This window comes from Streptomyces sp. RerS4 (genome assembly GCF_023515955.1).
In the GTDB taxonomy this organism is placed as follows: domain Bacteria; phylum Actinomycetota; class Actinomycetes; order Streptomycetales; family Streptomycetaceae; genus Streptomyces.
The window spans coordinates 5,848,727-5,869,150 of the sequence record NZ_CP097322.1; the positions used below are offsets into that span (position 1 = coordinate 5,848,727).

At 71.4% G+C, this 20,424-nt stretch carries 19 protein-coding genes; 10 read left to right on the forward strand and 9 right to left on the reverse strand.

The genetic code is table 11. From position 1 onward, the window contains the following. Nucleotides 1–50: 50 nt before the first annotated feature. From M4D82_RS26895 to M4D82_RS26930, 8 genes are all read left to right on the forward strand, one after another. On the forward strand, nucleotides 51–302 hold the full coding sequence (locus tag M4D82_RS26895) for a hypothetical protein (protein WP_249768519.1): 252 nt from the start codon (nucleotides 51–53) through the stop codon (nucleotides 300–302). After that, a complete protein-coding gene (locus M4D82_RS26900) occupies nucleotides 299–697 on the forward strand; it encodes a helix-turn-helix domain-containing protein (protein ID WP_249768520.1) in 399 nt (132 codons plus the stop codon). Before M4D82_RS26895 ends, M4D82_RS26900 begins: the two co-directional genes overlap by 4 nt. A gap of 154 nt (nucleotides 698–851) precedes the next feature. After that, entirely contained in the window at nucleotides 852–1,370 is a 519-nt protein-coding gene (gene uraD, locus M4D82_RS26905; protein ID WP_249768521.1) for a 2-oxo-4-hydroxy-4-carboxy-5-ureidoimidazoline decarboxylase, read from the forward strand. A 2-nt stretch (nucleotides 1,371–1,372) separates the two neighbouring features. Beyond that, nucleotides 1,373–1,762, forward strand: coding sequence for a hydroxyisourate hydrolase (gene uraH, locus M4D82_RS26910; protein ID WP_249768522.1), 390 nt, complete (start codon nucleotides 1,373–1,375; stop codon nucleotides 1,760–1,762). 2 nt (nucleotides 1,763–1,764) lie between these two features. After that, the gene (pucL, locus tag M4D82_RS26915; protein ID WP_249768523.1) at nucleotides 1,765–2,688 is read left to right on the forward strand and encodes a factor-independent urate hydroxylase; all 924 of its coding nucleotides are present in this window, start codon (nucleotides 1,765–1,767) and stop codon (nucleotides 2,686–2,688) included. A gap of 193 nt (nucleotides 2,689–2,881) precedes the next feature. Further along, nucleotides 2,882–4,285, forward strand: a complete 1,404-nt coding sequence (locus M4D82_RS26920) for an 8-oxoguanine deaminase (RefSeq protein WP_249768524.1) — start codon at nucleotides 2,882–2,884, stop codon at nucleotides 4,283–4,285. A 353-nt stretch (nucleotides 4,286–4,638) separates the two neighbouring features. Continuing rightward, the gene (locus tag M4D82_RS26925) at nucleotides 4,639–6,042 is read left to right on the forward strand and encodes a nucleobase:cation symporter-2 family protein (protein WP_249768525.1); all 1,404 of its coding nucleotides are present in this window, start codon (nucleotides 4,639–4,641) and stop codon (nucleotides 6,040–6,042) included. A 409-nt stretch (nucleotides 6,043–6,451) separates the two neighbouring features. Then, nucleotides 6,452–7,516 (forward strand): saccharopine dehydrogenase, encoded by a 1,065-nt coding sequence (locus M4D82_RS26930; protein ID WP_249768526.1) that lies wholly within the window; start codon nucleotides 6,452–6,454, stop codon nucleotides 7,514–7,516. On the opposite strand, the gene M4D82_RS26935 is transcribed toward M4D82_RS26930, so the two are convergent. Together M4D82_RS26935 and M4D82_RS26940 are read right to left on the reverse strand one after the other, a co-directional pair. Continuing rightward, nucleotides 7,513–9,147, reverse strand: coding sequence for an alpha/beta fold hydrolase (locus M4D82_RS26935; protein WP_249768527.1), 1,635 nt, complete (start codon nucleotides 9,145–9,147; stop codon nucleotides 7,513–7,515). The two genes, M4D82_RS26930 and M4D82_RS26935, sit on opposite strands and share 4 nt — an antisense overlap. 12 nt (nucleotides 9,148–9,159) lie before the next feature. Next, nucleotides 9,160–10,692, reverse strand: coding sequence for an alpha/beta fold hydrolase (locus tag M4D82_RS26940; RefSeq protein WP_349637096.1), 1,533 nt, complete (start codon nucleotides 10,690–10,692; stop codon nucleotides 9,160–9,162). A gap of 320 nt (nucleotides 10,693–11,012) precedes the next feature. Here M4D82_RS26940 and M4D82_RS26945 point away from each other — a divergent pair, with 320 nt between their 5' ends. Further along, nucleotides 11,013–11,861, forward strand: a complete 849-nt coding sequence (locus M4D82_RS26945) for a DUF4436 family protein (RefSeq protein WP_249768532.1) — start codon at nucleotides 11,013–11,015, stop codon at nucleotides 11,859–11,861. A 4-nt stretch (nucleotides 11,862–11,865) separates the two neighbouring features. Here the strand turns inward: M4D82_RS26945 and M4D82_RS26950 are convergent, their stop codons facing one another. From M4D82_RS26950 to M4D82_RS26970, 5 genes are all read right to left on the reverse strand, one after another. Then, a complete protein-coding gene (locus tag M4D82_RS26950) occupies nucleotides 11,866–12,489 on the reverse strand; it encodes a 3'-5' exonuclease (protein ID WP_249768533.1) in 624 nt (207 codons plus the stop codon). Nucleotides 12,490–12,571: 82 nt separating this feature from the next. Then, nucleotides 12,572–13,765 (reverse strand): GDSL-type esterase/lipase family protein, encoded by a 1,194-nt coding sequence (locus M4D82_RS26955; protein WP_502989008.1) that lies wholly within the window; start codon nucleotides 13,763–13,765, stop codon nucleotides 12,572–12,574. A 362-nt stretch (nucleotides 13,766–14,127) separates the two neighbouring features. Then, nucleotides 14,128–15,747, reverse strand: a complete 1,620-nt coding sequence (gene aceB, locus M4D82_RS26960; protein WP_249768535.1) for a malate synthase A — start codon at nucleotides 15,745–15,747, stop codon at nucleotides 14,128–14,130. A gap of 273 nt (nucleotides 15,748–16,020) precedes the next feature. Then, nucleotides 16,021–16,659: a nucleotidyltransferase family protein gene (locus M4D82_RS26965; RefSeq protein ID WP_249768536.1), complete on the reverse strand. Its 639-nt coding sequence runs from the start codon at nucleotides 16,657–16,659 to the stop codon at nucleotides 16,021–16,023. After that, entirely contained in the window at nucleotides 16,644–16,865 is a 222-nt protein-coding gene (locus M4D82_RS26970) for a hypothetical protein (protein WP_249768537.1), read from the reverse strand. The genes M4D82_RS26965 and M4D82_RS26970 overlap by 16 nt, the downstream gene beginning before the upstream one ends. An 88-nt stretch (nucleotides 16,866–16,953) precedes the next feature. Here M4D82_RS26970 and yczR point away from each other — a divergent pair, with 88 nt between their 5' ends. Continuing rightward, nucleotides 16,954–18,441 carry a MocR-like transcription factor YczR gene (gene yczR / locus M4D82_RS26975; protein WP_249768538.1) on the forward strand — a complete coding sequence of 496 codons (1,488 nt, stop codon included), beginning with the start codon at nucleotides 16,954–16,956 and terminating at the stop codon, nucleotides 18,439–18,441. A gap of 39 nt (nucleotides 18,442–18,480) precedes the next feature. Here the strand turns inward: yczR and M4D82_RS26980 are convergent, their stop codons facing one another. Both M4D82_RS26980 and M4D82_RS26985 read right to left on the reverse strand, forming a co-directional pair. Further along, nucleotides 18,481–19,110: a response regulator gene (locus M4D82_RS26980; RefSeq protein ID WP_249768539.1), complete on the reverse strand. Its 630-nt coding sequence runs from the start codon at nucleotides 19,108–19,110 to the stop codon at nucleotides 18,481–18,483. Continuing rightward, complete coding sequence (locus tag M4D82_RS26985) at nucleotides 19,107–20,405, reverse strand: sensor histidine kinase (RefSeq protein WP_249768540.1); 1,299 nt, start codon at nucleotides 20,403–20,405, stop codon at nucleotides 19,107–19,109. Before M4D82_RS26985 ends, M4D82_RS26980 begins: the two co-directional genes overlap by 4 nt. Between the last annotated feature and the right edge of the window lie 19 nt (nucleotides 20,406–20,424).

The following is a 20,424-nucleotide window of genomic DNA, read 5'->3' on the forward strand; positions in this document are numbered from 1 at the left end:
TGTCAAGTGCGGACCCTCGAAAAATCGTGACCGCGCAGTAGGTTGACCGCGTGCGATTGAGAGTGGAGTTCACGACCGAGCCCTTCGACCTCGAAGAGGCCCCCGCCCATGCCCTGGCCGCCCGCGAGGTCATGCAGAGGGCGCGGCTGGACGCGGTGGACGTCGGCCCGTTCGGCAACACCGCCGAGGGCGGATCCGACGAGGTGCTGTCCGCGGTGGCCGCGCTGCTGCGCGACGCGCTGGATGCCGGGGCGACGCGCGTCTCGCTCCAGGTCAACGTGATCCGGGAGGAGACCCCGTGACCGAACCCCGCGACCACCCCTTCGTCGCCGCGGTCAAGCCGCTGGTGGACGCGATGGGCGGCGAGCTGATGGACCCCGCCCTGGCGCAGCCCGACGACGTCGTGCTGACATGGGAGGGTCGGGACCTGCTGGCGGTGCGCCTGCCCCAGCTCTCCGAATCCCTGGACCACATCCTGGCGGCGCTGGAGCGCCGGCACGGCATGCCACTGGCGCGGCTCGACCGGAAGTCCAAGCAGGACGTGGTGCGGATACTGGAGGCGCGGGGCGCCTTCTCCGTGCGGCACGGCGTGGAAACGGTCGCGGGGGCCCTGGGGGTCAGCCGCTTCACGGTCTACAACTACTTGAACAGGGAGTCCGGCGCCCAAGGCAAGCCGAACAAAAACAGCCAGGAGTGAAGGGCGCTTCACTTGGTGTGACGAAGCCGCCGCCCAATTCATCCGGGCGGCGGCTTTTGTGTACGGGAAGTTTCAACAAAGTGTTGACGCCGTGTTGTCGAGGGCGTTAGCTATGCGCAGCCCGTCAAGCAACAACAGGCCACGGAGGCCTACCGTGACTTCGAGTCCGACCCCGGGTCTCACCCGGTTCAACGCCTTGGACGCCGACGCGGCCACCGCCGAGCTCCACGAGGTGTGTGCCAGCTCGGCATGGGGCAGCAAGATGCTCGCGCAGCGCCCCTTCGCCACCGCCGATGCCCTGTACGCCGCGAACGAGTCCGCCATGGCGGAGCTCACCGCGGAGGACCTGGGCGAGGCGATGGGCGGCCACGCGCCGATCGGCCGGCCGAAGCCGGGAGACCCGACCTCCGCCCGCGAGCAGCGTGGCATGGCCGGCGCCTCGGAGGAGCTCAAGAACGAGCTCCTCGAACTGAACCTGGCGTACCAGGAGAAGTTCGGCCACGTCTTCCTCATCTGTGCCACCGGTGCGACCGGTGAGTTCATGCGGGACGCGGTCAAGGTCCGGATCGACAACTCGCCGGAGCGGGAGCGAGAGATCGCCCGCGGTGAGCTCGTCAAGATCAACAAGATCCGTCTGACCCGTCTCGTCGAACTCGCAGAAGAAGGAGAGTGAGCATGAGCACCGCGACCACCGCTTCCGTGTCCACCCACATCCTGGACACCAGCATCGGCAAGCCCGCCGAGGGCGTCGCCATCTCCCTGTCGGCCCGCGCGGGTCTCGACGGCGAATGGGCGGCCCTGGGCGGCAGCGCCACCGACGCCGACGGGCGTTGCAAGGACCTGCCGGCGCTGCCGGAGGGCACCACCCACGTGCGTCTCGACTTCGAGACCGAGACGTACTTCGAAAAGAAGCAAGCCGAGGCGCAGCAGGACGCCCCCCGCGTAAGGGACAGCGGTGCGTTCTTCCCCGAGGTAACCATCACCTTCGCGGTGAACCCGGGCGAGCACTACCACGTACCGCTGCTGCTCAACCCGTTCGGCTACTCCGTTTACCGAGGGAGCTAGTCATGGCCACGATTCTGGGCCAGAACCAGTACGGCAAGGCAGAGAACCGCGTCGTCAAGATCACGCGGGACGGCGACACCCACCACATCAAGGACCTGAACGTCTCGGTCGCCCTGTCCGGCGACATGGACGACGTCCACTACTCCGGCTCGAACGCGAACGTCCTGCCCACGGACACCACCAAGAACACGGTGTACGCGTTCGCCAAGGAGTACGGCATCGAGTCCGCCGAGCAGTTCGGCATCCACCTGGCCCGCTGGTTCGTGAACAGCCAGGAGCCGATCCAGCGCGCGCGCATCCGGATCGAGGAGTACGCCTGGGACCGGATCGCCACCTCGGACGCCAACTCGAAGTTCATCGGCTCCGACGAGGTCAACCACTCCTTCGTCCGCAAGGGCATGGAGACCCGCGTCACCCAGATCACGTACGACGGCCAGAACTGGGAGGTCATCTCCGGCCTCAAGGACCTGATCGTCATGAACTCCACGAACTCCGAGTTCTGGGGTTACGTGAAGGACAAGTACACGACCCTCCAGGAGGCGTACGACCGCATCCTGGCCACCCAGGTGTCGGGTCGCTGGCGGTTCAACTGGACCGATGACGAGCAGCGGATGCCCAACTGGGAGAAGTCCTACGCCGAGACCAAGAAGCACATGCTCCAGGCCTTCGCGGAGACCTACTCCCTCTCGCTGCAGCAGACCCTGTACCAGATGGGTTCGCGCATCATCAACCACCGTTCGGAGATCGACGAGGTCCGCTTCTCGCTCCCGAACAAGCACCACTTCCTCGTCGACCTGGAGCCCTTCGGCCTCAAGAACGACAACGAGGTCTACTTCGCCGCGGACCGCCCGTACGGTCTGATCGAGGCGACGGTCCTCCGCGACGGCGCCGACGCGCGTATCCCCGTGGACATGACCAACCTCTGAGTGCGACACGCCCGTTCCGGAGCTCCGCAGTGGCCCCGGGACGGGCGCGACACCCCCACCACTTCCTGAATCGGCACCCGGACGCAACACATGGGGCGGCAGTACTGTCAGCTGTCAAGGCCCCCGGCTCCGGCACTCAAATCCCCTGGGTTTTGCCGTGCCCGCACCGCCACTGAAAGCACGAGGAAGTCCCATGGCAGCATCGGCAGCGCATGACGGCGTGGTAGAGCGCATCGTCATCGAGAACTGTGCGATCGCGACCGTCGACGCCAACGACACCGAGTACGCCTCGGGCCACGTGGTCGTCGCCGGCAACAAGATCGAGTTCGTCGGCGCGGGCAAGGCCCCCGCGAACCTCGAAAACGTAGTCCGCCGGATCGACGGCACCGGGCACCTCGTGACTCCCGGTCTGGTCAACACGCACCACCACTTCTACCAGTGGATCACGCGTGGCCTGGCCACCGACCACAACCTCTTCAACTGGCTCGTCTCGCTGTACCCGACGTGGGCGCGCATCGACGAGCAGATGACGTACACGGCCGCGCAGGGCTCTCTGGCCGCGATGGCCAAGGGCGGTGTCACCACCGCCATGGACCACCACTACGTGTACCCCAAGGGCTCCGGCGACCTGTCCGGCTCGATCATCCGCGCCGCCTCCGAGATGGGTGTCCGCTTCACCCTCGCCCGCGGCTCGATGGACCGCAGCGTCAAGGACGGCGGCCTGCCGCCGGACCACGCCGTCGAGACCCTCGAAGGTGCCCTCGCCGACACCGAGGCGACCGTCAAGCGCCACCACGACGCCTCCTTCGACGCGATGACCCAGGTCGCCATCGCCCCCTGCTCCCCCTTCTCGGTCTCCACCGAGCTGCTGAAGCAGGGCGCCGAGCTGGCCCGTCGCCTGGGTGTGCGCCTGCACACGCACGGCTCGGAGACCGTCGAGGAAGAGCAGTTCTGCAAGGAACTGTTCGGCATGGGCCCGACCGACTACTTCGAGTCGACCGGCTGGCTCGGCGAGGACGTGTGGATGGCGCACAGCGTCCACATGAACGACTCCGACATCGCCGCGTTCGCCCGCACCAAGACCGGTGTCGCGCACTGCCCGTCCTCCAACGCCCGCCTGGCCGCCGGCATCGCCCGCGTCCCGGACATGCTGGCCGCCGGCGTCCCGGTCGGCCTCGGCGTGGACGGCACCGCCTCCAACGAGTCCGGTGAACTGCACACCGAGCTGCGCAACGCGCTGCTGATCAACCGTCTGAACACGGTCCACCGCGAGCGCGCCCTGAACGCGCGTCAGGCCCTGCGCCTGGGCACGTACGGTGGCGCCCAGGTCCTCGGCCGCGCCGACAACATCGGCTCGCTGGAGGTCGGCAAGTGCGCCGACCTGGTGCTGTGGAACCTGAACACCTTCCTGCACTCCTCGATCGCCGACCCGGTCACCGCCCTGGTCTTCGGCGCGGCCGCCCCGGTCACCGCGTCGTTCGTCAACGGCAAGCAGATCGTCGAGAACAACCGCCTCCTCTTCGCCGACGAGGACGCCATCGCCGTGTCCACCCGTGAAGAGGCCCAGCGCCTCGCGCGCATCACCGCGCAGGGCTGATCCCACGGAGTCCGGTCGGGGGGGACGGCCCCCGGCCGGCCGCCGCGGACCCGAGCGGGGTCCGCGGCAGCCGTTCCCGGGAAGTGCCCGAGGAGAGATCCGAGGGCGCTCCCGGGGGCGGTGACTCGTGACACTTGCGCCGCAGCTCTGCTCTCGCGCCACTGCCACGGCACAGCCATGTCCCCTCACAGCGCGGAACGGTTTGGGCGAATCGTTTCCCCGCGCCGCGAGCCCCGGCGGGGCACGCGGCACCACCACACGCACAACTGCATACAGGCTCGACCCGCACAGCGTTCGCATCACCTCCAAGACACCCACGTCCCTGCCGACGTGTTACCCGACCGGAGGAAGCCGTGGCCATCCCGCCCAGGTTTCGCAAAGACGCAGTCGCAGTACCGGAGGAGAAGCACCCGGTCGACGAGACCCTGCCTCCGCTGAAGATGTTCACGAGCGGCCTGCAACACGTGGCCGCCATGTACGCGGGTGTAGTGGCCCCGCCCATGATCGTCGGCCCGGCCGTCGGCCTCTCCGCCACCGAGACCGCCTTCCTGATGGGCGCCTCCCTCTTCACCGCCGGCCTCGCCACCCTCCTCCAGACCCTCGGGTTCTGGAAGATCGGCGCCAAACTCCCCTTCGTCAACGGCGTTTCCTTCGCCGGCGTGACCCCGATGATCGCCATCGGCAAGGGCGAGGGGGACAACGCCATCCCCATCATCTTCGGCGCGATCATCGTCGCCGGCGTCCTCGGCTTCCTCGCCGCCCCCTATTTCGGCAAGCTCGTCCGCTTCTTCCCACCCGTCGTCACCGGCACCGTCATCACCCTGATCGGCGTCTCGCTGCTCCCGGTGGCGTTCAACTGGTCGCAGGGCGGCAACAGCACCGCCCCCGACTACGGCTCGATGCAAAACATCGGCATGGCCGCCCTCACCCTGGTGATCGTCCTGCTGATGCGCAAGTTCCTGCGCGGCTTCCTCCAGCAGATCTCCATCCTGCTCGGCCTCGTCGCGGGCACGCTGATCGCGATACCGCTCGGCATGACGAACTTCGACGCCGTCAGCGGCGCCGACGTCATCGGCTTCCCCACCCCCTTCCACTTCGGCGCCCCCCAGTTCCAGGTCGCCGCCATCATCTCCATGTGCATCGTCATGCTCGTCTGCATGACCGAGTCCACCGCCGACATCCTGGCCCTCGGCCGGATCGTCGGCCGCCCGGCCGACGCCAAGACCATCGAGGGCGGCCTGCGCGCCGACACCCTCGGCAGCGCCCTCAGCCCGCTGTTCAACGGGTTCATGTGCAGCGCCTTCGCACAGAACATCGGGCTCGTCGCGATGACCAAGGTGCGCAGCCGGTTCGTGGTCGCCGCCGGCGGCGCCATCCTGATCCTGCTCGGCCTGTGCCCGATCGCGGCCTCCGTCATCGGCGTCGTCCCGCTGCCCGTCCTCGGCGGCGCCGGCATCGTCCTCTTCGGCTCCGTCGCGGCCAGCGGCATCCAGACCCTGGCGGGCGCGGCCCTGGAGAAGGGCGAGAACGCCCTGATCGTGGCCGCCTCGGTCGGCATCGGCCTGATCCCGATCGCCGCCCCCGACTTCTACCACGCCTTCCCGAAGGACCTCCTGGTCGTCCTCGACTCCGGCATCAGCACCGGGTGCGTGGTGGCCATCCTCCTCAACCTGGCCTTCAACCACCTCGGGTCCAAGAAGAAGACGGCGGCCGAAACGGAAGCGGAGGCGAACGCGGAGCCGGCCTTCGCGCACTGACGGATCGCCGGCGAACCTGCGGCGGCGCGTACGTCACCCACTGCGGGTGTGACGTACGCGCCGCCGCGCCGTGCTGTCCGGGGCCGGCCGGTGCGCGACGGCCGTGGCGAGCGGGGCGCGGGGCAGCGCGAGGGGCGCAGGGGAGCGGAGTTACGGCGCCGACGCGGAGTGCCGCGTACGCCGGGCGGGAAAGACATCCCCTGCGCGCGCGGGACCCGTCGGACCGGGTCCCGCGCCGCGCCCTCCCCTCCCTCGGACCCCGACGGACCGCCACCGCCCGTACGCCCCCGGCCGCGCCGGCCGCCCCCGGCCGCCGCCGGGTCGCGCTGAGGGCTGTTCGCGGTCCACCGGGGCGCGGGGGAGAAGGGGCCGTCCCCTCCACCTCTCGGACCAGACAGGCGGTACAGCGATGGCAGACGTCCCACAGCTCTGGATGCGCGGCGAGACCCGCCCCACCGAACGGCGCGCCCCGCTCACCCCCGACGACGCCGCGCGCCTCGTCGCCGGCGGCGTACGGATCACCGTGGAGGAGTCGGACCACCGGGTCTTCCCCCTGGAGGAGTACGCCGCCGCGGGCTGCCGCATCGCCCCGACCGGATCCTGGGCGCAGGCCGCGCCCGGATCGGCGTACGTCCTCGGACTGAAGGAACTCCCGGCCGCGCCCGACCGTTTGCACCATCGGCACGTCTACTTCGGGCACGCCTACAAAGGGCAGAGCCAGGGCCCCGAGCTGCTCCGCCGCTTCGCCTCGGGCGGCGGGACACTGCTGGACCTGGAGTACCTCGCCGACGCCGAAGGCCGCCGGCTGGCCGCCTTCGGCTACTGGGCGGGGTACGCGGGCGCCGCCCTGGCCGCGCTGCACGCGCGCGGCCTGCTGACCGCCCCGCTCGTCCCGCTGCCCCGAGCGGAGCTCGACGCCCGACTGCGCGCCGGCGCGGGCGACGGCCTACGGGCCCTGGTGATCGGCGCCGGCGGCCGCAGCGGCCGGGGCGCCGTCGACGCCCTCACCACCGCCGGGATCCGCGTCACCCGCTGGGGCCGGGCCCAAACCCGCGCCCTGGACCGGACGGCGCTCCTGGACCACGACATCCTGGTCCACGCGGTGCTCACCACCCACCCCAGGCCCCCCTTCCTCACCCCGGCCGACCTGGACACCGGCACCCGACGGCTCTCGGTGATCGCCGACATCACCTGCGACACCGGCTCCGACCTGCACCTGCTCCCCGTCTACGACCGGCTCACCGACTGGATCGCCCCAGCCCTGCGCCTGCGCGACACACCGCGCCCGCTCGACGTGATCGCCATCGACAACCTGCCGTCCCTGATCCCGGCCGAGGCGGCCCGCGCCTTCTCGGCCGACCTCCTGCCCAAACTCCTCGCCCTGCACGCCCCGGACCCGGACCCGGACTGGCTGCGCTGCCGGGCCGCGTTCACCGCGGCCCTGTCCACACTCCCCGAGCAGCTCCTCGGCTAGGAACCAGGCGACCTGGGGGCGGCCTCGGGACCGATCTCGAACTCGGGCGGTTCGAGGCCCTTCAGGCAGTCGGTGTTCGGTGCGTCCGGGGTGTCGAAGAAGGAGGCGGCGATGTCCTGGGCGCACTTCGAGGTGGCGAACACCACGTGCGGCTCGTAGGGCACCGTGACGACCGTGGCCTTGGTCAGCGTACGGGCGACGTACGGCCCGTTGTCCGCCCCGGTCTGGGCGTCGAACGCACCCGACAGGGCGAGGGTGGGGATGTCGCCGCTCGTGACGTCCCGGATCGAGCGCGGTGCCGCGGGGACGTTCCAGACGTCGCAGTCCGGACGGAGGAAGGTGAGCAGCGGGGCCTCGGCCTGCACCGAGCGGGGGAAGGTCGGGAACGCTTCCTGTCCGCCCTTGAGCGCCTGTTCCTGGGTCTCGTACGGTGTCCACTCGCTGCAGAAGACGCCGTAGACCAGGCCGTGCGAAGTCACGCCGATGCCCTTGGGGTTGGTCTTCCAGGTCGCCCACTGCTGGGCGATCCGCTGCGGGTCGCCGTTCGCCAGCTCATCGAGGGAGCGGGGTACCGCCTCCGCCGTGTGCGTGGCGGAGACCAGCCAGTTCACCAGCAGTCCGCCGTCCAGCACGACCTTCACCGGCTTGTCGCTGTCGGGCAGCGTGACGGTGGTGGTGACGGGCTTGGCTTCGAGGTCGCGGACGAGCTTCTCGAAGGTGGCCGGCAGGTTCGGATAGCGCTTGTCGCACGCGGGCTGCTCCGCGCAGGCCTTGAACAGGCCGTCGAAGCCCTGTTTGGCGCTGCTCCAGGTCGAGGCCGACCCGCCCTTGGACGGCGGCAGGATGCCGTCGAGGCCCACCGAGCGGAGCCCGTCGGGGTGCAGGCGCATGGAGACCAGCGCCAGGTTGGTGCCGTAGGAGATGCCGTACAGGTTCCACTGCTCGATGCCCAGCGCCTTGCGCAGATCGTCGTAGTCGGCGGCGCTCTCGGTGTCGTTGTAGGCACTGAGGTCGATCCCGCTGCCCACCAGCTTGTCGCGGCAGGCCTTCGTGGCCTCGACGTGCAGGCGTTCGGTGGACGGCGCGTCGAAGACGAGGCCGACCGCGCGTGCGTTGAACTCGTCGATGTTGGGGCACAGGGCATCGGGATCGGCCGAGTACGTACCGCGCTGGGACATGAGGATCACGTCACGATCGCGGTTCAGGCCGCCGTCGATCGCCATCTTCGCCTCGCCGACCGCGTCGTCGCCGGGTCCGCCGGCGAGCCACACGATGGGGTCGGGTTTGGGTGTGGCGGACTTGGCGGACACGATCGCGACACCGAGTCTGATCGTCTTGCCGCTCGGTTTGGCGCGGTTCTCGGGCACGGTGAGGGTTCCGCAGCGGGCCCCCTCAAGCTCCTTGATCGGTTCCGCCGTCTTGGGGCAGGGGCCCGGCTCGTAGCGGGCGTCGCCCGCCGTCCGGGCGGTCGTGCCGATGGGCGCTCCGGTGGTGGTGTCGGGGCTTGGCTGCGCGTGAGCGGGCGCTGTGAGCAGGCCGGTGACCAGGAGGCCCGTCGCCATGCCGGCCGACGGGGTCAGGAGGCGGCGTACGGCGCGCCGAGGTCGACGGGGCGTGTGGTGGTGTGTCATGTGCCCTCCCGGTCATTTCGGGATGATCGTGAACGGTGCGGGTTCAAGATCGTCCACGCACGAGGTGTCGGGTGTGGCCGGATGTGCGAAGAACGACGCCAGCACGCGCTGCACGCAGGGCGACTGTGGGACCACCCAGTGGCCGATTCCGGGAACTACGACGGAGGTCGAGCGGGACAGGTTGCGGGCCACGCCCTTCGCCCAACTCGCCCCGGTCTTCGCGTCGAACGTGCCGGAGACGACGAGTGCCGGCACCGAGCTGACCGTGGGCACCCGCTGGATTTCCGCGCGGTCCGGAACGTCCCAGACCCCGCACACGGGGTACTGGAAGGGCAGCTGCGGCACCTGGGCCAGGACCGTGTCCGGCCACCCGGGGAAGGCCTTCCGCCCGGCCTTCAGCACGTCGGATTCCGTGTACCCCGGAGCCCACTCGGCGCACGCGATCGAGTTCGTCAGGCCGTGCGCGAACTCGCCGACCTTCTGGACCGAGCCGCCCGCACGGGCCCGCGCGAAGCGCTCCGGGTTTCCGCGGCCGAGTTCGTCGAGCGCCGCCGGGATGTCCTTGGGCCGGGGGGTGAACGCGACGATCAGGTTCAGCAGCGCGCCCCCGTCGAGGACGGTCTTGACCGGCTTGCCTCCGCTCGGCGGCGGGACGTTCAGAGTCAGGGGGTGTGCCTCCAGCTCGCGCACCTGCTCCGTCAGCAGGCGGGGGAGGTCCGGGTAGCGGTCCTTGCAGGCGGGCTGCGCCGCGCACGCCTCGAAGATGTTGCGGATTCCCTCGGCGGTGCTGCCCCATGTCCACGGCAGGGTCACGAACTGGGACGGTGCGATCGAGTCGATCGCCACCGCGCGGATCCCCTCGGGGTGCAGGCGCAGGTACGTCAGGGCCAGGTTGCTGCCGTAGGAGTACCCGTAGACGTTCCACTCGGGGATGTTCAGCGCCTTGCGCAGGTCGGCGAAGTCCGCCGCGTTCTCGGTGCTGTTGTAGGCGCTCAGGTCGACGCCGTCGGCCGTCAGGCGGTTCCGGCAGTCCTTCACCGCCTTCAGCATGAGCTGTTTCGCCTCCTGGGCGTCGTAGCCCAGGCCCACGGCCCGCGCGTTGAACCGGTCGACCTCCGGGCAGGCGAGGTTCGGCCGGTCGTAGAGGTTGCCGCGCTGGGCCATGACGATCAGCTCGCGGTCCTTGTTCAGGCCGGAGTCGATCAGGAAGGGGATGTCGTCGAACGTGTCGGCACCGGGGCCGCCCGCCATGAACACCACCGGCTCCGCGGCCGGCTTCGCCGCGGTGGCCGCGATGCGCGCCACGGCCAGCCTGATGGTGCGGCCGCCGGGCCGGGAGCGGTTCTCGGGGACCTCCAGGAACCCGCAGCGTGCCGTGGCCAGCGCTTTGATGGGCTCCGGCGGCTTCGGACAGGCGCCGGGGACGAACCGGGGGGCCGGCGGGGTGGGCGCGGTGGGTGCGGCGGCCCGGTCGGATGCCGATGAGGCGCTGCTCGGGGTGGGGCCGAACGCTGTCAGGCAGGCCAGCGCGGCCGCGGCAGCCACCGCGTGAATCCTGTGCTGTGGCATGTGGTCTCGTCCCTCTGCCGACATCGGCGGCCCTCTTGCGAGGCCGGGCCGCAACGGTTGGGGCGGAGCGCGCGCTTTCGACGCTACCGGGTGACGCGTTCGGGTGCACGCGGAGCGGTCACACCCGGTAGCCCCCGGGCCGTCCGACACGATGGGACGCGCGCCGCAGCAGCAGCACACGACCCGAACCCCACCTCGTCGGAGTCACCATGGCCCCACCCTCGGCCCCACCGCCGGCCCGACCGTCGGACCCCCCGTCGGACCCCCCGCGCCCACGCCGCTCCGGGGGGTCGATCGTGGCGGTCCTGCTGCCCGTCGCGGTCCTGATCCTCGTAGCGGTATCCGTGGGCTCGTGGCTGCAGTTCGCCGAGCAGCAGGCGGGCGAGACGGTCCACACCGTCGGATCGTCGGCCGCCGACCGGGTGGACGTCGAGGCCGTCGTCCAACGCGTCGACGCCGCGGCCAGAGAGCTGGAGCTGCGCGTCTGGGTCACCCCACGCGGGACCCTCGCCGAGGCGGAGGGGGCCGCCCCGGTGGCCGATCTCAGCCTCCAGACCTCCGGGGCCACCCTCGGCGACCTGGAGTTCACGGCGCACGAGCGGCTGGAGACCAGGGACGTGCAGGTCGCGCTCGCGGGTGGGTCGATCAGCGACTACCCGTTCGACACCTACGAGACCGACATCGGGTTCCGGGCGATGCTGGGTGGCAAGCAGGTGCCGGTGCGCCTGCTGTTCTCCAACAACGACACCCTCTTCTCGATCTCCGCGCGCCCCACGCCCTCCCCGCAGGAGGCCGTCGTGACGCTGAGGCTGTCCCGATCGGGCAGCCTGCTCGTCTTCGCGGTCTTCATGATGGTGGTGATGTGGGCGCTGGCGGCGTCCGTGCTCCTCGGAGCCTGGTACCTGACGACCCGCGGCAAGGGCCTGGTCTGGCCCGCCCTCGCCTGGATGGCCGCCACCCTGTTCGCCCTCGCGGCGTTCCGCAACACGGCCCCCGGCACGCCCCCGATCGGCTGCGTGCTGGACTGGTTCGCCTTCCTGTGGGCCGAGACCGTCATCGCCCTCTGCCTGATCACCGTGGTCGTCACCGGCGTCCGCACCGCCCTCCGGGAGGACGACGAGAACCGGGCGCCGAGCGCGGGATAGTCCCCTAGGGTGTCCCCGGCTCCCACAGCATCAGGTTGCTCAGCAGCTCCGCCTGTTCGATCGCGTCGTCGAGGGCGTGGTGGGTGTGGGGGCGGGAGGAGAGGAGGGCGCGGGGCATGCGGCCCTTTACGGCGGCGCGCAGCGGGACGCGGGCCTTCGTCGCGTAGAGGGTCTTCATGTCCAGACAGCCGGAGTGGCCGAAGGGGCTGTCGTCGCCGAACTCGATCAGGTACCAGTACAGGAACGTCCAGTCGAAGGAGGCCGGGTAGCCGCACATCACCGGCTGGGCTCCGGCGGAGACCTCCCGTACCCAGCTACGGAACTCCGCCATGGCGGTGGCCGGGTCGGCGCCCTCGCGCAGCAGCCAGTCGCGGTCCAGGCCGCTCACGGCGAGCGCGGCTTCCACGTGGCGCTCGCTGATGGGGCGCAACTCCCGGTAGAAGGTCTGGTGTTGCGGATCGGCGGCCGTATACAGCGCGCCGTCCTGCCGCCCGGCGACGCAGGCCCCGAGGCTGATCATGGAGTAGGGGCCGGGGATGGGGCCGTCGGCCTCGATGTCGACGGAGATGTAGAGGCTGGGTCGATCGGGGCGGCCGGCGCGGGGCGGACGTGCGGGGCGTGCTGTCATGGAAGCGATCCTGACAGCACGCCCCGCCGGGTTCATCCGGTTTACCGCCGTGACGGACGGGGGTTCCGGGCTATGACGCGGGCTATGACGCCGGAGTCAGGTACATCCCCGTGTGGTCGCCCCCGGCGGTGTTCTTGCAGCCGACGGTGGAGTTGGCCGGCTGGGCGACGGCCAGGGACAGGCACCGTCCGACGGCGAGCTGCCCGTAGTGGTTCGGGTGCATGGACTCCTGGATCAGGCCCTGCGACTCGTTGTTGTCGATCCAGCGCGCCCACTCGCTGGTGCGCGCCGACGCCGGCACCGAGGAGCTGACCTGCTTGCTGGCCTTCGCGCAGACCTCACGCCCCTGGAGCATGTCCCTCAGGTCCAGGAACTGCACGCCCTTGGCCGTGGCCACGCCCTTGATGCGGTTCGCGATCTGCGGCACCAACGAGTCCCGCGCCCAGTCCGAGTCCCGGTTCCAGAACGGGCAGCCGCCGGTGTTGAGTCGGCTCCAGTCGCTCTGGGTGTAGCGGTTCTCCGCGGCCCGGGGGATCGGCGAGGGGTAGGACTGCAGGACGATCCGGTACGAGGAGTCCGTGTAGCCGGCCGCGCGCATGACGGCGCGGATCTCGTCCACGGACTTGCCGACGTCGGCCATCACCGCGTCGATCTTCTGGTCGACCCCGTACTGCTGGTTGTCGTAGCAGTACGAGCCCCAGAGCACGAAGTCGTACGCGCAGTCCTTGATGATGTCGGCGAAGCCGAGGTCGTTGCCGCCGATGGACAGCGCGATGACCTTGACGTCGCGGCTCGCGGCGACGGCCGCGAGCTGGTCGGCCTGCGGGGCCTCGCCCTTGAAGGACACGCCCCCGTTGGAGGCCCGGAAGACGTTCTGCGAGGTCGCGCCGGAGCAGGCCAGGTTCACGGCCGTCTCGGCGATGGCGCCCGCGCTGATCACCTCGGCCGAGTCCGAACGGTGGCAGCCGCCGGCGGTGGTCCCGTAGACCTTGGCGGGGTCGTACGAACTGCCGCTGATCCAGGCCCGGTCGGTGCCGTTGCGGTTGCCGGTGTTGGTGAGGCTGTTGCCCTTCCAGCGGCCGGCCTCGCCGGAGATGTAGCTGTCGCCCATGGACACCACGGCGGTGGGTCCGTTGCCGGGGCCGGCCACGGCGGGGGCGGCCCCGCCGCCCAGCAACGCGCCGACGGCGAGCGGTACGACCATCCCGACGCCCGCCAGCCGTCGCACACGCCTGGGGGCAACCCGGTCCTTGCCGGCCTTGCGGAATCCGATCACTGCGGAACTCCTGCGGTCGGCCACGCCGAAGTCGCCAACAACTTCGCTGCGTGGCTTGGTAAGTGGGGGTACCGCCGGCGCCGGTGGCACCGAAAAGGTGACACGCGCCCACTTGTTACCGCTAGGTACAGCCAAGTTACGATGAAGTAACGGCCGACCGTTCGTTCGGTCGCCGTGTCGCTACGACCGGCCCGCGCCGGCAACTCCGGGGGACTTCGTCGCGTTGTCCGGCAAACGCCTGCGCAAAGCCGCCCGCGAACCGGGCCCGGACACGGCTCCGCCCCCGTCACCGGCAAGGGGACGGGGGCGGAGCCGCTCTTCGACTGCTGTGCGTTTCAGTCGAGGTGGGGAGGTCGGGGGTGTCAGCCCACGAGTTGGTCGTACGCGGGGAGGGTGAGGAAGTCCGCGTAGTCGGCGTCCAGGGAGACCTGGAGGAGGAGGTCGTGGGCCTGCTGCCACTTTCCGGCCGCGAAGGCCTCGTCGCCGACCTCGGCGCGGATCGCGGCGAGTTCCTCGGCGGCGATCTTGCGGGTCAGTTCGGCGGTGGCGAGCTCGCCGTTCTCGAAGACGACTCCGGCGTTGATCCACTGCCAGATCTGGGAGCGCGAGATCTCCGCTGTGGCGGCGTCCTCCATCAGGCCGAAGATGCCGACCGCGCCGAGGCCGCGCAGCCACGCCTCGATGTAGCGGATGCCGACCTGGACGGCGTTGCGCAGGCCCTCGTAGGTGGGACGGGCGTCCAGCGAGTCGATCGCGATCAGGTCGCCGGGGGCCACCGCGACGTCCTCGCGCAGGCGGTCCTTCTGGTTGGGCTTCTCGCCGAGGACGGCGTCGAAGGAGGCCATCGCGATCGGGACCAGGTCGGGGTGGGCGACCCAGGAGCCGTCGAAGCCGTCGTTCGCCTCGCGGTCCTTGTCGGCCTTGACCTTCTCGAACGCCACCTTGTTGACCTCCGCGTCCTTGCGGGACGGGATGAAGGCCGCCATGCCGCCGATGGCGTGGGCGCCGCGCTTGTGGCAGGTGCGGACCAGCAGTTCGGTGTAGGCGCGCATGAACGGGGCCGTCATGGTCACCGCGTTGCGGTCCGGCAGGACGAACTTCTCGCCGCCGTCACGGAAGTTCTTGACGATGGAGAAGAGGTAGTCCCAGCGGCCCGCGTTCAGGCCGGCCGCGTGGTCGCGCAGCTCGTAGAGGATCTCTTCCATCTCGTAGGCCGCGGTGATCGTCTCGATGAGGACGGTCGCGCGGACGGTGCCCTGCGGGATGCCGACGTAGTCCTGGGCGAAGACGAAGATCTCGTTCCAGAGGCGGGCCTCCAGGTGCGATTCCGTCTTCGGCAGGTAGAAGTACGGGCCCTTGCCGAGGTCGATCAGGCGCTGGGCGTTGTGGAAGAAGTACAGGCCGAAGTCGACGAGCGCGCCGGAGGCCGGGGCGCCCTCGAACCGCAGGTGACGCTCCTCCAGGTGCCAGCCGCGCGGCCGCATCACGACGGTGGCGAGCTGGTCGGCGGGCTTCAGGGCGTACGCCTTGCCGGTGCGCGCGTCCGTGAAGTCGATGCGGCGCTCGTAGGCGTCGATGAGGTTGAGCTGGCCGAGGACGACGTTCTCCCAGGTGGGAGCCGAGGCGTCCTCGAAGTCGGCGAGCCAGACCTTGGCGCCCGAGTTCAGGGCGTTGATGGTCATCTTGCGGTCCGTCGGACCGGTGATCTCCACGCGGCGGTCGTTCAGCGCCGCCGGGGCCGGGGCCACCTTCCAGTCGCCCTCGCGGACCTGTGCGGTGTCCGGGAGGAAGTCGAGGGTGGAGGTCCGGGCGATCTCGGAGCGGCGCTCGGCCCGTCGGGCGAGGAGCTCGGCGCGGCGGGGGGCGAACCGCCGGTGGAGCTCGGCCACGAAGGTGAGGGCCGCTTCCGTGAGGACTTCGTCCTGCCGGGGCAGGGGCTCGGCGTCGACGATGGCCAGCGGGGACGGCGCTGGTGCGGACATATCTGTCACTCCTTCAGCGGCGGTGCCTGGCGGCCGCGGGGAATGCTCGCGCGAGACGGCACGCAGTGCCGTCGGGTGTGGAGAGTTCCGGATAACGGTCGCGGGCGCCGTCTGTGGGTTCAGGGCGCTTCTGACCAGTGGATAGTAATTTCCTCATGGTGGAAGTTCAATGGTTTGTTGATGTCGAGATTCTCTGAGTCGACAGATTCCGGTAGCCGGTGGCCCTCAGTGCCATCGTGGTCACACGGCGCTCAAGGCGCGAGCGAGCGCCGCTCAGTCCAGACGTGCCAGGTCGGGCGGGGTGTCGATGTCGTAGGCCGCCGCGATGTCCCCGCACTCCACCAGCATGACGTCCCCGGCGTGTTCCCTGAGGTGGACACGCGCACCCTGATCGCCCGTGGCCGTCGCCGCGATGTCCGCCCATCGGTGCGACCCGAACAGCACCGGATGGCCGCGTTCCCCGTCGTAGGACGCAGCCACCAGGCTCGACGGCGACCGGTACGCCTCCCGTACGCGGGCCACGGCCGCCGGCCCGATGCCGGGCTGGTCCACCAGGGAGACCAAGGCCGCGTCGGCGCCCGTACCGGCCAGGGAGGTCAGCCCCACCCGCAGGGAGGAGCCCATGCCCTCCGCCCAGTCCGGGTTGTCCACGACCACGCAGCCGCTCAGGTCGGCGCGTTCGCGGACCTCGGCCGCCGAGGCGCCCAGCACCACGTGGATCGGGGCGCAGCCCGCCTCGCGCAGCACGCGCACGGCGTTCTCCACGAGGGGGCGGCCGCGGTGGGACAGCAGGGCCTTGGGCCGCCCGCCGAGCCGCCGGCCGCCCCCGGCGGCGAGCAGCAGCCCCGCGATCACGGCGGGGGCTCGGCGGTCGGAGGACGGGTCTGTCGAACGGTCTACATCGGTTGGCATGTCAGCGATTCTCGCCCCTGCGCCCCACCTTCCGAGCGTCCCGAGCGCCCCGGGCGTCCCGGGCGCCCCGGCCGGCCCAGGCGCCGCGACAGCAGGCGCCCTACGACGGCCAGGGCCGCGCCCACGCGCAGCGGCTCGCAGATCCGGTGCTCGGCGGCGGCCACCAGGGCCCGTTCGTCACGGTCGGTGAGGAAGTGCTGCGGCATCGTGGCTACTCCTTGCCAATCGGGGGCCAATACCGCGAGTCTGGACCCCGATTGGCCTGACAGGCAGAGCCAATCGGGGGAGGTTGGCATGGCGAACGGGCGAGTGGTCCACACGGCGGACAGGACGATCGGCAGCCGCCAGCTCGCCGCCATGCTCCCGGCGGAGGTCCTGGCCCGCCCCGGCTACCGCTCCCTCGCCGACGCCGTCCGTACCCTCATCCTCGACGGCCGCGTCGCCCTGCACGTACGCCTGCCCGCCGAACGCGAACTCGCCGAGGCCGTCGGCGCCAGCCGGGCCACCGTCACCGGCGCCTACGACCTGCTGCGCGAGAGCGGCTACGTCCGAAGCCGGCGCGGCTCCGGCACCTGGACCGAACTCCCCGAAGGCCACGCCCCCGTCGGCGCCCACGCCATCGTCGGAGCCGGCGGCCGGCACGCCGACGGCGATCCCGGCATCGACCTGGCCATCGCCGCCATGGGGGCCCCCGAGGGCAGCCTCACCGACGCCCTGGCCCGGGCCGCGCCCCGCCTGGCCGGCTACACCCGCAACCCCGGCTACCACCCCTTCGGCCTGCCCGACCTGCGCCAGGCCGTCGCCGACCGCTTCACCCGGCGCGGGCTGCCCACCCGCCCCGAGCAGATCCTCGTCACCGCCGGGGCACAGCAGGCCTTCGCGCTCGTCGTCGGTCTCCTGTGCCGCCCCGGCGACCGCGTCGTCACCGAGAGCCCCACCTACGCCAACGCCCTCGACGCCCTGCGCCACGCCCGCCTGCGCACCGGCTCCATCGCCGTCTCCGACGCCGGCTGGGACATGGACATCGCCGAGTCCACCCTGCGCCAGACGGTGCCCCGATTGGCCTACGTGATCCCCGACTTCCACAACCCGACCGGCCTGCTGATGCCCGAGGAGCAGCGGCTGCGCCTGCTCGCGGCGACCCGGGCCACCGGGACGTGGCTGGTGGTGGACGAGACCATCGCCGACATCGCCCTGGACGCTCCCGCCCCGGCCCCGCTCGCCTCGCTCGCCCCGCGCGCCGGCGCCGACCACGTGATCACCATCGGCTCGCTCAGCAAGACCCACTGGGGCGGCCTGCGCGTCGGCTGGGTCCGGGCCACCGCCAAGCTGATCACCGAACTGACCGCCGTACGCGTCAGCGTCGACATGACCGGCTCGGTGCTCGACCAGTTGGTCTCCCTCCCGCTGCTGGAAGGCCTGGACGCGTCGCTGCCGGCGCGGCTGGAGCGGCTGCGCGGTCAGCGCGCGGCCCTGGTGGCCTCCCTCCAGCGGTACACGCCCGAGTGGTCCTGGCAGGTGCCGCCCGGCGGGCTCTCGCTCTGGGTGGACCTCGGGGAGCCCGTCAGCTCGGCGCTGGCGGAACGGGCCGCCGCGGCCGGCGTGCACATCGGTCGCGGGGCCCGCTTCGGCGTGGACCCCGGCACTTTCGAGCACCGGCTGCGCATCCCGTACACCCTGCCGGCGGCCCGTCTGGACGAGGGCGTACGCCTCCTCGCGCAGGCCTTCCACGACGGCGTGCCCCTCACCCCGGGCGTGGACCGGCCGTACTGGGTGGCGTAGCCGGGCGGGGGCGGACGAGGCGGGGGCGGGGCTGAGCCCCTACGGCGTGCGGATCAGGCGGCGCGTCGCGGCCGCCGCGACCGCCGAGGTGCGGGAATCGACGCCGAGCTTCGCGTAGATGTGCACCAAGTGGGACTTGACGGTGGCCTGGCTGAGGAACAGCCGCTTCGAGATCTGCTGGTTCGACAGCCCGTCCGCGACCAGCTGGAGCACCTCCAGCTCCCGCTTCGTCAGGGCCTCCGCCGGCGTCCGCATCCGGTCCATCAGCCGCAGGGCCACCGCCGGCGCCAGGGCCGACTGCCCGGCGGCGGCCGTGCGGACCGCCGCCGCCAGTTCCTCCGGCGGGGCGTCCTTCAGCAGGTAGCCGGAGGCGCCCGCCTCCACCGCCGCGAGGATGTCGGCGTCCGTGTCGTACGTGGTCAGTACGAGGACGCGGGGCGCGTCGGGCCGCGCGGTGATCGCCGCCGTGGCCGCCGAGCCGTGCATGCCGGACCCGAACTGGAGGTCCATCAGGACCACGTCCACCGGCTCGGAGGCGGCCAGCTCCACCGCCCGCTCGGCGGTGGCCGCCTCGGCGACCACCGCGAAGTCCGGCTCGGTGTCGAGGACCGCGCGCAGCCCGGCCCGCACCACCGGGTGGTCGTCGGCGAGCAGGAGACGGATGGTCACGGTGCCTCCACGGGCAGCGGCAGGGTCACGGCCACGGCGGTGCCCTGGCCCGGGTCGGACTCGACGGTGAACAGCCCGCCCAGGCTCTCGGCCCGCGCGCGCATCGCGGGCAGACCGAAACCGCCCTCGCCGGCGGGGGCGCGGGAGGGGTCGAAGCGGGGATCGACGCGGGGGTCGAAGCCCTCGCCGTCGTCGACGACGTCCAGGGTGACGGAACTGTCCATGAAGGTCAGCGTGATCTCGGCGCGGCCCGCCCGCGCGTGTCGCACCACATTGGCCAGCGCCGACTGCGCGATCCGCAGCAGGGCCACCTCGTAGGGGGTGGGCAGCTCGCGGAGGGTCCCGCTGACGGTGAAGCGCACGCGCGGTCCCGGCGCGGCGGCGCACAGCCGCTCCAGGGCGGCGGGCAGCGATCCGTGCGCCAGGTCCGGGGGTGACAGGGCCCGTACGAAGCGCCGTGCCTCGGCGAGGTTGTCCTGCGCGGCCTCGCGGGCGCGGCCGATGTGCGTGAGCGCCGCCGTGGCCCGCGCGTCGACCTCGGGGGCGGCCGTACGGTCCTCCGAGCCCGTACGGTCCTCCGAGCCCGTACGGTCCTCCGAGCCCGTACGGTCCTCGGACAGGGCGCGTTCCGCCGCGCGCAGCAGGAGCTGGATCGAGGACAGGCCCTGGGCAAGGGTGTCGTGGATCTCCCGGGCCAAGCGCTCGCGTTCGGCCAGGATCCCCGCGCCCCGCTCGGCGGCTGCCAGCTCGGCACGGGTGGCGATCAGCTCCTCGATCAGCTCCCGGCGCCGCTCGCTCTCGCGGTACAGCGCCTGGTAGCCGAGCACCGTCGCGACGGCCACCGCCCCGCCCAGCACCGGCCCGAGGAAGGCCCCCGGGTTCGGGGAGCCGCTGTGCGCGACGAACCCGCCGATGGCCGCGCACGCCGTGAGCGCGACGGCGGCCAGCGCCCAGCGCAGCCGCAGCAGGTGCAGCTCCAGGAAGTACAGCGGGAACGCGATCCACAGCCCGTCGGGCGAGACCACCAGCAGCGCCACCCAAGCTGCGCCCACGGCGGCCAACCACACCCCGGCGGCGCGTGCGGAGCGGTGCACGGCGGGGGCCCGTACGCCCGCCGCGTAGACGGCGGCCAGCACGGCGCAGGCGGCGACCACCGCGCCGGCGCGCGGCGCGGAGCCGGCGACGGCGCGGGAGGCGGCCAGCGCGAGCAGCCCGAGCAGCAGCGCGTGCAGGCACAGCCGCAGGACGCGGGAGACGGGGGTCAGGGGGCGCGGGAGCGGGGCGGCGTCAGACATGTCTCGACCAGCCTAGAGC